The organism is Nodularia sp. LEGE 04288 (genome assembly GCF_963896525.1).
GTDB lineage: Bacteria > Cyanobacteriota > Cyanobacteriia > Cyanobacteriales > Nostocaceae > Nodularia.
Map to the genome: position 1 here is coordinate 1 of NZ_CAWQOY010000094.1, position 12,595 is coordinate 12,595.

Annotated in this window: 9 protein-coding genes; 4 read left to right on the forward strand and 5 right to left on the reverse strand. The window is 41.0% G+C overall.

Going from position 1 to position 12,595, the window contains the following annotated elements; genetic code table 11:
- Positions 1-22: 22 nt before the first annotated feature.
- On the reverse strand, positions 23-1,336 hold the full coding sequence (gene trmFO, locus AACX33_RS07080; protein ID WP_193997815.1) for an FADH(2)-oxidizing methylenetetrahydrofolate--tRNA-(uracil(54)-C(5))-methyltransferase TrmFO: 1,314 nt from the start codon (positions 1,334-1,336) through the stop codon (positions 23-25).
- Positions 1,337-1,463: 127 nt separating this feature from the next.
- Here trmFO and AACX33_RS07085 point away from each other — a divergent pair, with 127 nt between their 5' ends.
- Positions 1,464-1,655, forward strand: coding sequence for a hypothetical protein (locus tag AACX33_RS07085; RefSeq protein WP_193997814.1), 192 nt, complete (start codon positions 1,464-1,466; stop codon positions 1,653-1,655).
- 37 nt (positions 1,656-1,692) lie between these two features.
- On the opposite strand, the gene AACX33_RS07090 is transcribed toward AACX33_RS07085, so the two are convergent.
- Both AACX33_RS07090 and AACX33_RS07095 read right to left on the reverse strand, forming a co-directional pair.
- Complete coding sequence (locus AACX33_RS07090; RefSeq protein ID WP_227788671.1) at positions 1,693-2,676, reverse strand: HAMP domain-containing protein; 984 nt, start codon at positions 2,674-2,676, stop codon at positions 1,693-1,695.
- Positions 2,677-2,923: 247 nt separating this feature from the next.
- Positions 2,924-4,573, reverse strand: a complete 1,650-nt coding sequence (locus tag AACX33_RS07095) for a GMC oxidoreductase (RefSeq protein WP_193997812.1) — start codon at positions 4,571-4,573, stop codon at positions 2,924-2,926.
- A gap of 1,072 nt (positions 4,574-5,645) precedes the next feature.
- Here AACX33_RS07095 and AACX33_RS07100 point away from each other — a divergent pair.
- Positions 5,646-6,761, forward strand: a complete 1,116-nt coding sequence (locus tag AACX33_RS07100; RefSeq protein ID WP_228048712.1) for a glycosyltransferase family 47 protein — start codon at positions 5,646-5,648, stop codon at positions 6,759-6,761.
- 143 nt (positions 6,762-6,904) lie between these two features.
- Here the strand turns inward: AACX33_RS07100 and AACX33_RS07105 are convergent, their stop codons facing one another.
- Both AACX33_RS07105 and AACX33_RS07110 read right to left on the reverse strand, forming a co-directional pair.
- Positions 6,905-7,573, reverse strand: coding sequence for a response regulator transcription factor (locus AACX33_RS07105; RefSeq protein ID WP_193997810.1), 669 nt, complete (start codon positions 7,571-7,573; stop codon positions 6,905-6,907).
- The gene (locus tag AACX33_RS07110; RefSeq protein WP_193997809.1) at positions 7,551-9,179 is read right to left on the reverse strand and encodes a sensor histidine kinase; all 1,629 of its coding nucleotides are present in this window, start codon (positions 9,177-9,179) and stop codon (positions 7,551-7,553) included. Before AACX33_RS07110 ends, AACX33_RS07105 begins: the two co-directional genes overlap by 23 nt.
- Before the next feature lie 800 nt (positions 9,180-9,979).
- Between AACX33_RS07110 and AACX33_RS07115 the strand changes: the two genes are divergently transcribed.
- Together AACX33_RS07115 and AACX33_RS07120 are read left to right on the forward strand one after the other, a co-directional pair.
- On the forward strand, positions 9,980-11,266 hold the full coding sequence (locus AACX33_RS07115; protein WP_193997808.1) for a glycosyltransferase family protein: 1,287 nt from the start codon (positions 9,980-9,982) through the stop codon (positions 11,264-11,266).
- 73 nt (positions 11,267-11,339) lie between these two features.
- Entirely contained in the window at positions 11,340-12,593 is a 1,254-nt protein-coding gene (locus AACX33_RS07120) for a glycosyltransferase (RefSeq protein WP_416209810.1), read from the forward strand.
- Positions 12,594-12,595: the final 2 nt, after the last annotated feature.

The following is a 12,595-nucleotide window of genomic DNA, read 5'->3' on the forward strand; positions in this document are numbered from 1 at the left end:
ACTCCCCACTCCCCACTCCCACTTAAAACTGATTTTTCCAACTGGCTAAATCAGCCAAAGAGCGATCGCGATAACGTCCATAACGCTCTGGCTTACTTTTAATTTTTACCCCTAAATCCGGCATAATGCCAAAATTCGGCGGCATTGGTTGAAAATGCTTCGGAGAAGCCGAACTAATAAAGTCCAATAACGCCCCCATCATCGTAGTGGGTGGTGCTATCAATGGTTCCTTACCCAAAGCTATGCGCGCTGCATTGGTTCCCGCTAACCAACCATCTGCGGCGGCGGCGCTGTAACCTTCAGTACCAATCAATTGTCCAGCCGCTAACAAAGTGGGACGCTGCTTAAATTGCAAAGTCGAGTGCATTAATTGGGGCGCATTAATAAAAGTGTTGCGGTGCATGACTCCCAAACGCACAAATTCCGCATTTTCTAAACCCGGAATCAGCCGGAAAACTCGCTTTTGTTCACCCCAGCGCAGATTAGTTTGGAATCCTACCATGTTCCAAAGTTGACCGGCTTTATCTTCTTGGCGTAGCTGTACCACGGCATAGGAACGTTCTCCGGTGCGAGTATCAGACAATCCTACTGGCTTCAGGGGGCCGTAACGCATCGTGTCTTCTCCCCGGTGCGCTTGTTCTTCAATGGGTAAACAAGCCTCAAAAAATTTCGCTGTTTCCCGTTCAAAGTCCTTGATTTCAGTTTGTTCAGCTTGCCGAAGTTCTGACCAAAAGTGCAAATATTGCTCTTTATTCATCGGACAGTTCAGGTAAGCGGCTTCACCTTTGTCATAGCGTGATGCCATAAAAGCAACATCATGGTTAATCGATTCTCCCACAACAATGGGACTAGCCGCATCAAAAAAGCTGAGGTATTCCATCCCCGTTACGCGATGCAAATCTGCGGCTAAATCTGGACTGGTTAACGGCCCCGTTGCTAAAACTACGATTCCTTCCGGAATAGCTGGGACTTCACCCCGGCGAAATTCAATTAAAGGATGATTACATAAGGTTTGTGTCAAGTCTTGGCCAAATTGTCCTCTGTCTACAGCTAGCGCCCCACCAGCTGGAACGGCGTGTTCATCGGCTTTGGAAATTACAATGGAATTGAGTTGACGTAGCTCTTCGTGTAATAATCCTGTAGCGCGATCGCTAGCCATAGCCCCAAAGGAATTACTACAGACTAATTCCGCCAGATGTTCGGTATGATGGGCAGGGCTAAAGCGTTTTGGGCGCATTTCATGGAGAATCACCGGCACTCCAGCCTGGGCTATTTGCCAAGCTGCTTCTGTCCCAGCTAGTCCACCTCCAATTACTTGTATCGGTTGTTTATCCATATTTATCGCTCAATTACCCAATTTAAATTTGCTGGAAGTGCATATCATTCATCTTAAATGATCAGGTTCGTGGGATATTTGTGTAAACTTTTATAATACTTAGGAAAATGACTGAAAGGAAATACTGATGAATCGCTCAAAAATTGTTGCAGTTATTACAGGTGCGATTTCGATTCTTTTAGCGATCGCCTACCTAATTTTAGTGCAATTGCTAGACTACCGGGATATGAAACCAGCCCCCATTAGTCAATTGACATCACAGCAAGTTGTAGTCGCCACATACACTCAAAATGGCTTTTTCCCACTCCCCACTCCCTAGCTACAGAAGTAATGGTTGAGCCACGCCAGCTATCAACTCAGTTTTTTTCACCATTTTGCTCAGTTTCTATGAGTTGAGCTTGAGTCCGACGCAATTCATTTAATGCCAACTCCAAGCTCAGATTTTTCTCCTTTAACTCCCGCGTTCGTTCACGCACTTTTTCTTCTAGTACCTGACTGTAGACTTCTAGCTGTTCGTTAGCATTATTTTGAGCTTTGATCAGTTGCTGAACTTCCTGGATGAGACGATTCAGGGAAGCCGCCAAAATCCCCACTTCATCATTAGTTGTGACTGGTGCTTGCAAATCAAAATTAGATTGCTCTGTTACCTGTTGGGCAATATGGGTAACTGCTTGAATGGGACGAGCTATAGTACCACTAGTGTAAATTGCTAGTAATGTGGCGATCGCAATTGATAGTGACAGGCTACCGACAATAATGTACAGGCGTAATTTTTCAGCCCTTTGCAATTCCCAATTGGCTTGCTGATACTCCTCAGATATGACTTCCACAATATTCGTGATGTCATCGAGAAAAGCATCAATCATAAACACTGATGAACCATGCATGAAATTGAACAGTTCGGTTTGTACTGTCTTAATCTCCCTTGGTGATAATTTACTGGGATTGTTATCGCGAAACAAAGCCTCTGTACGCTGTAAATAAATATCAAAGTCTTTGTAGTTCTGCAACAAGCGATGAACTGCTTCTTGTTCAATTACAGAATCATAGATGATACTGTTCTCAGTGCTGTAACTAGCTTTGAACTCAAACCAAACTTGTCTAGCTTCTTCAACATACTTCAGTAACAAAGTATATTGTTCTCGCCATCTCCTTGGTTGCTCCATGTATAAAATCAGCTTGTGTTGGTTTGTCCGCACACGAAACACAATGGTTTTGAGTTGATACATCTGATATAACTCTTCAATGGCGGCTTCTTCGCGCTTTTGCGCTTGTTGCTGATAATAATCGGCAATCAGGAACCCAATACTCGTTCCCAATACAGCGATACTCAAAAGCACTCCATATCCCAGGCCAATCTTTTGAGCAACCTTCAAATGGCTGAACCAATATCGAAAATTGCTGGTGTTTGAACTGGAGTTACTTGATTCCAAGGATCTATTTGACCGACCAAAAGCCAGTTCATCGAAGTTGTCATGCTGTTTCATAGTCAACCACGACTAAGATGAACTGGAAAGCGTTCCGGTAGGGGGGACTAGAACAGGAAAAGGCGGCGTGCAAAGATCAAGAAGCTCAACTTTGTGTCAGCTATGCCATGACTGTTTTCAGATGGTCAGCTAACCTAATAGCTAAAGCCACAATGGTGAGTGTAGGATTAGCATAGCCCCCTGTGGGAAATACGGAGCTACTGGCGATAAATAGGTTAGAAATGCCGTGGACTTGGCAATTACGGTCTACAACACCCTGCTGGGGATGATCATGCATCCGTGTTGTTCCCATGTGATGATGTAGACCAGGATGGATTAATTCTGGGAGATTATTACCATCTCGTTCTATTTGTAACTCACCGATGCCAGCGCGAGCAATTTCTTGTTGTAAAATTTCTTGGCTTCTCTTGATCTGTTCAATATCAATCTCATTCCAACGCCAGTGTAACTTGACTCGCTGACGACCCAGGCGATCGCGATCGGCAGTTAGTGTTATACGATTGTCTGGATCGGGTACTTGTTCAGCTAGCTGGAGTAGTCTAAACTCAGCAAATCGTTTTTCCTTGTCTGGAATATACGACCAACCACCCCAAGCCAGACTAGGAATAAAAGGTTGCTGGTTGACAATTGTTCCGTAAGCAGCAGGCAAAAGATAATCAAGACCGAGAACAATATTTTTTAAATGTTTAAGAATATCTTGACGGACTTGTGGATTATGTATTGATAACAGCAATGTTTTCAGAGAATTGACTGCTTTTAACTGATATAGTTTGGGGATAGGAAATAGTAATGTACTTATATTTAGTAATTGTTCACGCTGCATAACTTCTTCTGCTAAAGTTAACTTGCCCATGACAGGAATGTCATTCACTCGCCGCAAATCGTATAAAGCTGTTTTCTGAAAAATTTCTGGATTATTAGGAATCAATTTACCACCATTAACTAGAGAATGATCCATAAAGAATCTCCCTACTAGATCATTTTGATTACCTAAACCAGTTGTTTGAATTTTATTTGATAGCAATAGTAAACGTGCCGTTTCTATACCACCTGTAGCTAGAATGACAACTTTAGCACTAACCCAAAATTCTTTACCTGACAAACAGGCGACTCGTAAGCGAGTTACGTTTTTAGCTGTGTCATCTGTTTCTATTTCTACTAAGTTAGCGTTGAGATAGGTAGTAATGTTACTAGCTTGGTTAATTGCTTCACGGGACTCATGGGTAAATACAGCACGAGGACCAAACTGAAACATATTAGTCGTTACATTTCCAGAAAATGGTAGCTGAGGAGTGTCAGCATCTGACCAAGCGTCAGCATCATAAGCAAAATCTCCAAGTTGGCAAAGTGCTTGAGCGCGTTTATAGAAAGGATCGAGGTGAGATTTATCGAAAGGCCAACCACTATAAGGTAGCCAATCTCGCTTTTCAAAATCTACTTTGTCTAATGGTACGTACCTCACACCAATGACATTATTACCTAGTCGAATTTTCCAAAAGTTTGCTGTACCACCAAACTGAAAACAACGCTGACTTTCTAATGTATCAAAATGATTATCAACACTTTCTCCTTGAGAAAGTGACTGAGTATTCTGATCAAAATCTAGTCCACCACTTTCTAATAAAACAACCCTAAAGTCTGTCCCAGCTAATTCACGAGCCAAAGTAATACCGGCTGGACCAGCCCCAACAATACAAACTTCAGTTTCAAGAGTTTCATCTTGAGGAATTGTCCGTGCGTCAATCAACATTATATAATTACCTATATCCAAACTAATTGTTTTTGAGAAAGATCATTTTAAGGATACTTTCATTGTTTCCTGATCTCAATCAGCTTGAATATGGCATAACTCAAAAAAAAATGCCATAATATATTTAAATAATTTTAATTTAGCATTGCTTGGAAAATGTCTTTTAAAAGACCAAGTATTTATTTACAGCACTTTGTAAGTAAACGAAGTACACATTTTAATCCTACACATCTTGTGGAATGGTAATCCTGCCCGCCCTTACCTAGCTGACTCAGATGAAATATGCTGTATATTATTGATACTCTAATCAATATTGTATCATCAATTACTAAATTCATTTTCCTCAGATATGATAAGCGACAAGATGGAAATAGACAGGAATTGTAAAAGTATTAATACAAAGATAATCAGCTAAATATTAATTAATTTTATACTTATCTAACTAACTTTATATTCCGTATATAAATATTTATACTATCTTCAAATAATACATTAGAAAAATATACATAACCTTAATGAAATTCATCAAAAAATATGCTTGAATTGTCTATATAAAAATCAGTGATCGCTCATTGTTTCTTGATGTGCATCTTCCTCTTTCTCATCCCAATTCTACGTGAGGCTAAGTTATATTAATCCTCATTCTTTAGCCTGTGGCTATACAAATAAGCTTAGAGACTTTAGAAAATTAGGGACATCCTCATGAAGAAAAGGTATAAAAATTAAATCACACATCCCACAATTATTCTATTTGGCATGATTGAATTTAGGTATAAATCGCCAAATAGTCACAGGTAGACGTTCATCGGGATTATCTCATTTTTTGACAAAGCCCTAGAAAACTTCACCCCCCTTAGTAGAGGCAGCAGGAATCCTGTTTCCAGGCAAGAGGGGTCGATTTAGAATACATTTGCAAAACTGAGATCCTCCCCGTTCAATCATTACGTCTCTACAAAATTGGGTGGTAGATTTTAATTATTTCCAATCAAAGGAATTGATGATTGATCAATGTCTGATATTTATATGTTGTGAACAAACATTACCTATCTCCTTACAAATGCACCAAACTGAAATGTCTGTAATCAATACGCTTGCCAATCAGTACTATATCTACATGAAACGAGAACAAAAACCAATACCTTGGAATATATATGACAGTAATCCCCCGATCAACTTTGGCTCGGCTACATATTTTAGTCAGGTATTACAGACTATCGAGAATAGTTTCCAGGTTAGCGGTTTAATATTTTATGTAACTTGGGATCAAATAGATGAACTACCATCTTATGGGACAAATGTTGTCGTGTTAGTAATCGGTGATGAATGGTATCGCATACCCAAATATGCTCACAAAGTCAGGGCAGTATTTAAGTGCATAGGCACACGACCAATACTCGGATGTAATCCATTTCGTAAACCTTCTTTGTTAAATTTGCTGACGCTAATTCAATTTTTGCGAGTCTTGCTAGTCTGTTCTCCAGGTCTGATTAATTATAGTTTTAACAAGTTAAAAAGCTGGTTATCAGGCAAAGAGACAATTGGCAGAATCTTTGAAATTCCTTTGGGTTACAACAACTCAAAAGATTTGCCCATCAAGAATATCAAAGATCGTCTCTATGAAACTTATTTTTCTGGTAGCGTCATACATATACCTTATCCTGTATGGTCTTTGAAACACTGGTTAGGAACTCCCAAAGCCTTGGCTCGAAAACTAATGATATCGAGTTTAAAGAAGTTCCAGAAAAAAAATCCTGGTTTGAAAGTTGAGTTATCAATTACTGGTGGCTTCCGTAATAGAACTAGTGAAGATGAGCGTAGTTATTGTGAAATCATGATGGATACTAAAATATGTTTGGTTCCCAGAGGTACGTCCTTTGAAACTACTCGTTTGTTTGAAGCTATGAAATATGGTTGTATTTTGGTGACAGAAGCTTTGCCTTCAAGGTGGTATTTAGATGGAGCGCCTGTGATTCAAATCAAGGATTGGCAGGATGTAGAGAAGATATTAGAAAATCTGCTAGACAATCAGCAACTCATGGAAGAACTGCACCAGAAATCATTGAATTGGTGGAAGCATAAATGTTCAGAAGCGATTGTGGGAAATTACATGATTGAAAAATTGACCGGGGATATCCCACTGTGGAAGAAACACGCAGCAGATTTGTCTATGTCTTTGACTCCACCCTAATTGAGAAATATTTCATCGATTTTATCCATTTTCTGTGCAACGCGATAGCTAAGAAACTATGGCTGCGCTCAGGATAAAAAGCTTGAGAATTTTGGCTACCCTACGCGAACACAGTGAACAAGGAGTGTCATGGATGCTCCTCACTAGGTTCGCAACCGATAACCCATACCTCTAACTGTCTCAATGACTTTGCTGCCTAGTTTCTTGCGAAGATAACCGACATACACATCCACAATATTAGAACCTGGGTTGTAGTCATAACCCCAAACGTAATCTAATAATTGTTCGCGACTGATGACTTGTCCTGGATGGCGGCAAAACATTTCTGCCATCGCAAATTCACGGGCTGGTAATTCGATCAGGCGATCGCCTATTTTCACTTGTCGAGTCCGCAAATCAAGCACCACATGACCAGCTTTGAGGCTAAATTCTTCGGCATCTCTGACAGGTCTGGGACTTCGCAACCGTAACCGTACCCGCGCTAGGAGTTCTTCAAATCGGAAAGGTTTGGTAACATAATCATCTGCACCTCCTTCGAGTCCAGCCACTTTGTGATGAATGTCACTGCGGGCAGAGAGGATAATCACAGGTATGTCTTCCCCTTGTCCCCGTAGTTCTTCCAGAACTTGAAATCCATCTTTTCCCGGCAATCTCAAATCCAGAATTAGCAAGTCAAATGTGCTACTTTGTACTACATCTAAGACGTACTGCCCATCTGTGACAATTGTGGTTGTGAACCCTTGCGATCGCAATCCCTTTTGAATGAATGAAGCAATTCGGGGTTCATCTTCAACGATGAGAATATTGGGCATAGGCACTCACTTTTTGCGGCGGATCGAGTGGTAACGTGATGGTAAACATCGAACCTTTTCCTAATTGACTACGAAGTAATACTTCCCCATCGTGAGATTCGGCGATCGCGCGCACAATGGATAGCCCTAGTCCCGCACCTTCCGAACGACGGCGACTGTTGGAAGTTCGAGCAAAGCGTTCAAAAATCCGTTTTTGATCCACTAGGGGAATACCTTCGCCTGTATCACGTATCCAGAAGCGCACCTTGCCTTTAGCGATCGCAGAACCTATGGAAATAGTATCACTCTCCCCAGTGTGCTGAGTCGCATTCTGCGCCAAATTAATCACAGCTTCCGTAATTCTTTGACGATCAACGACAATCTGACCTTTAGCTATAGAATCTAATTGCCAGTCCCTCTCTGCCAGTGCTTGGGCTTTAATAAACAATTCCTCAGTTAACTCTGCCACATTTACTGTTGTGATCTGTAAAAAATCGGCACGTTCTGCCTTGGCCAGCAAAATTAAATCATCAACCAAACGGCTCATCCGGTCTAGTTCGCTGATCACCAATGCTAAAGTTTCCTGTTGTTCTTGGGGATCATCTCCGATCAATTCTAAATGTCCGCGAATGATGGTAATCGGTGTTCTCAGTTCGTGTCCAGCATCATTGACAAATTCACGCTGACTGGCAAAAGCTGCTTCCAGCCTGTCCATCATTTCGTTGAATGTCTTGGCCAATTCTCCCAATTCCCCCCGATCTCGCGTAGGTAAGCGCTGAGTTAAATCTGACTCACTGATAGCATGAGCTGTAGTGATAATTATCCCCAGCGGAGCCAGTATGCGCCCCGCCGTTAACCAGGTCAGAATTAAAGACACGATAAACACTAAGCTGGAAGCTTGCACAAACACAGAGACTGCTTCTAAAGCTTCTTCCCGTTCCCCAGCTGTATTGTGGGCTACTACAAAAATTCCCCGTGCTTGTCCATTTATCGTGACCGGTTCCACCATGTAAAGAATCTTACTAAATTTAGGGGCAAAAAATTCTTTTTCTCCTCGTTCCGCTTGGGTTTGTTTTGCCCACTGTCTCATTAGTAATGAGTTTCTGGCTAAAATCTTGGGGCGAGGGCTAGGACTAGATTTATAAAATTCACCATCGATAAACGTGATGAAGTAGGATTCATCTTCGGGTAGTCGATACAGTAAATAAGCTCGAAATAGCTTCTTTAAGTCTTCTGTGGAGACTAGCTCAGTCATTTGTTCTGGTGCAGAGTGTAACTGATTCAATTGCTGTGACTCGGTTACCATCTTTTCCAGGTTATCATCAGTCAATCCATCTTCTGGAACAAAGCTTTTGCCGTCCATCAATGCCTGGAAAGCCATCATATCTGTTTCCATATCCTGACGAACCCGCTGATCAATGTGCTGATATATCTGGTAATGAAATGCCGGAATCGCCACCAGAAATGTACTGCCTAAAATTAGTAAGTACCAGAGCAAAATCCGGGTGCGGGCTTCTCCCAATACTTGCTGCCATATTGTCAACAACTGAGATATTTTGTAGAACGATAAGCGATCGGCAAAGCCGCGCCGGAGGCGATCGCCAAAACGGTTTATTGACCTGCTCATTTTTATGCCTTTTCATTTAAAGCTATTTAAATTGGTATCTTGTTGATCAACAAGTAATGTTGATTAAATTTACAGTTAATCCATTCAGGTTAACTTCGTTGAGCAAAACTTGGCAGTAATTGTATAACTATTTAGGAAATATACATAATTTTTGGCTGAACACAATTGGGCGATAAGTAGCTCAACATAATTAAACATAAAACATTGAGCATATAGATCCCCGACTTCTTAGAGAAGTCGGGGATCTGGGGATTACGTTTTTGTAGTTTGAGCTACTTATCACCTTTTTCAGCAAATTTGAAATCTCGGTTGAAATTCTCCAATTCATTGAGTAATCAAACATGAGAAACTTCTCATGAAATTTTCATGAAACTTGCATCAAAACTTGATATGTTATAGGATAGTGTTTAACTTTTCTTAAAAATTTGATAACCTATTCTTAATGTAAGTTTTCTAGAAAAAGTCTAAAAAAGGAGGAAATATCAAATTGAAGGTAAAATGTCAGTAAATATTGCCCAAGCGATGCATGATTAATCGGTAAAATTGGATGTGATTTAATTCGATTTCAGAAGTGTGATTTTCCATAATTGATCAGGCTAATTTCCATAAATATAAAGTTATTTTTTTAAATAGTGTTATTTGAATTTGGGAAATTTTTAATCCAGCCTGACTAGCAAATTATCCACCTACAGGCTGAAGTATAACACTGGTGAACTGAGTCTGCATAGGCAGGCTAATTATTTGGATATTGCCATCAAAATGCTATAAATTACCGGATTAAACTTTTGTCAGGAGTGCAAATGAACAACTTTTTTCCCAATTCTGGAGAGATCACAGGAGTGTCGGCTAACGTCGCGCCTTCAAATGTGAATAATTTATCTAGTAATCCTCGTAAGTGGCGGATTGCTTTATATTCCCACGACACAATGGGGCTAGGACACAAACGCCGTAATTTGTTGATTGCTCAAACTTTAGGATGTTCACCTTTAGAAATTGATGTTTTAATGATTAGTGGCATCCCAGATGCCAGCAATGTCCCAACACCTCCAGGTGTAGATTGTTTGATTTTACCTGCTTTGCACAAAAACATTCATGGGCAGTATCAAGCAAGAAGATTGGATCTGTCATTGCAGGAAATTATTACACTGCGATCGCAAGTTATTTTAACCACAATTAAAACTTTTAAACCTGATATTTTTATTGTAGATAATGTCCCAAGAGGAGCAGTCAGAGAGCTAGATCCCACCCTAGATTACTTGCGTACCCAAGTAAAAACACGCTGCATTCTAGGTTTACGGGATGTCTTAGATGAACCCGCTTCTGTTCGTCGAGATTGGAAGCGAGGAGGTAATGAAGAGGCAATTCAAACCTACTATGATGCAGTTTGGGTGTATGGTGATCCCGCTATCTATGACCTAGCACAAGAGTATCGCTTTCATCCGAAAACTCTGGACAAAATCCGTTACACGGGCTATCTTGACCAGCGTAGCCGCCTCAAATTCATTGATATCGAAAGCGTTCAAGCATTTAAATCGCTGAATTTACCATCGGAAAGATTAGCATTGTGCTTGGTAGGTGGTGGACAAGATGGAGCGCTGTTAGCAGCAGCATTTGCTCATGCTGAACTACCACCAGAGATGAACGGGATCATTTTGACAGGGCCGTTTATGCCCAGAAAAGTCAGACAACAACTTCAGAACTATGCTGCTAAACGGGATAATTTGCGGGTGTTGGAATATTTAGCCGAGCCGACACTGTTACTCAATCGCGCCGAAAGGGTGATTTCTATGGGCGGTTACAACACAACTTGTGAATTATTGTCATTTCAAAAGCGATCGCTAATCATACCTCGAACAAAACCCCGGCGAGAGCAATTGATTCGTGCCGAACGCTTACAGGAACTTGGTTTAACTGATATGTTACATCCACGTAATTTAACATCCCAAGCATTGACAGACTGGTTAATGCAAGCAGGCGAGCCACCACAAGTTCGTAATTGTGTTGATTTGAATGGACTCAGCAGTATTGTCCAATTCGTCGATGAAATCCTCATGTCTGCTCATCATTCATCAGAACAAGCTTCTTGAATAAAGATAGATGAGTTAAGAAATACTAAAATAGCACCTTCTTAAATTACGAATTACGAATTACGAATTACGAATTATGACAAGTGTTGGTTATGTTCTCAAACGTTATCCTCGATATTCTGAAACCTTTGTTGTCAACGAAATTTTGGCGCATGAAGCAGCTGGCTTAGACATTGAAATTTTCGCATTAAGACCACCCTGTGACACTCATTTTCAAAATATTATTTCTCAGGTACGCGCGCCTGTAACCTACATTCGCAAGCCAATTCAAGGACGGGTGAGCGCATCACTCAATAGTCTGGCTCCTACAGCCGCTAGCTATTTTTGGGCAGAATTACAAGAAGCTAGTCAAGTTATCCCCCATTTTTGGTCAAAATTGTCAATGGCTGAAGGTGAGCCAGCCGGCACTGTCTACCAAGCTGCATGGTTAGCACGGGAAGCGCAACTCAAAAACATAACTCATTTACACGCTCACTTTGGCACTGTGGCTACCAGTGTAGCTCGCCTAGCATCTCACTTTACAGGTATTCCCTACACTTTCACTGCTCATGCTAAAGATATTTTTCATGAAAGTGTGGAATTTGCCGATATGGAACGCAAGCTAGAGGATGCGGCGACTGTCGTTACTGTTAGTGACTATAATCTCAACTATTTACAAAAGAACTATGGTGTCGCGGCAAAGCAAGTTAAGCGGATTTACAATGGCTTAGATTTGCGACAATTACAATATTCTTCTCCCGCTAATCGTCCTCCTTTAATTATTTCAGTCGGTCGGTTAATTGAGAAGAAAGGATTATCGATTTTGATTGATGCTTGTGCGATTTTGAAGCTGAGAAATGTGGCGTTTCAATGTCAAATTGTGGGTACAGGAACATCAGAAGCTGCACTCAAGCAGCAAATTCAAGATTTAGGATTGCAATCTCTGGTGGAAATTGTGGGGCCGCGTCCTCAAAATGAGGTGTTTGAATTGATGCAGCAAGGGGCTGTGTTTGCAGCGCCTTATGTGATTGGTAAAGATGGTAATCGGGATGGTTTACCTACTGTTTTACTGGAAGCAATGGCTTTGGGAACTCCCTGTGTGAGTACCGATGTGACGGGGATTCCGGAGTTGGTACGTGATGGGGAGACTGGCTTAATTGTGCCACAACATGATGCTGTGGAATTAGCTAATGCACTTGAAAAATTCCTGATTAATTCGGCTTTGCGGGTTGAGTTGTCAATTCGGGCTAGGGAGTTAATTGAAGCTGAGTTTGATATTTCTCTTAATGCGGCTATTTTACGGGGTTTATTTCTCACGCAGAGGCGCAGAGGCGCAGAGGAGGTTTGAGA

Bases quoted from the DNA above. Each gene is read 5' to 3' on its own strand.
- AACX33_RS07115 (WP_193997808.1), top strand. From the start codon at position 9,980: ATGAACAACTTTTTTCCCAATTCTGGAGAGATCACAGGAGTGTCGGCT.
- trmFO (WP_193997815.1), bottom strand. From the start codon at position 1,336: ATGGATAAACAACCGATACAAGTAATTGGAGGTGGACTAGCTGGGACA.
- AACX33_RS07110 (WP_193997809.1), bottom strand. From the start codon at position 9,179: ATGAGCAGGTCAATAAACCGTTTTGGCGATCGCCTCCGGCGCGGCTTT.
- AACX33_RS07085 (WP_193997814.1), top strand. From the start codon at position 1,464: ATGAATCGCTCAAAAATTGTTGCAGTTATTACAGGTGCGATTTCGATT.
- AACX33_RS07100 (WP_228048712.1), top strand. From the start codon at position 5,646: ATGTCTGTAATCAATACGCTTGCCAATCAGTACTATATCTACATGAAA.
- AACX33_RS07095 (WP_193997812.1), bottom strand. From the start codon at position 4,573: ATGTTGATTGACGCACGGACAATTCCTCAAGATGAAACTCTTGAAACT.
- AACX33_RS07105 (WP_193997810.1), bottom strand. From the start codon at position 7,573: ATGCCCAATATTCTCATCGTTGAAGATGAACCCCGAATTGCTTCATTC.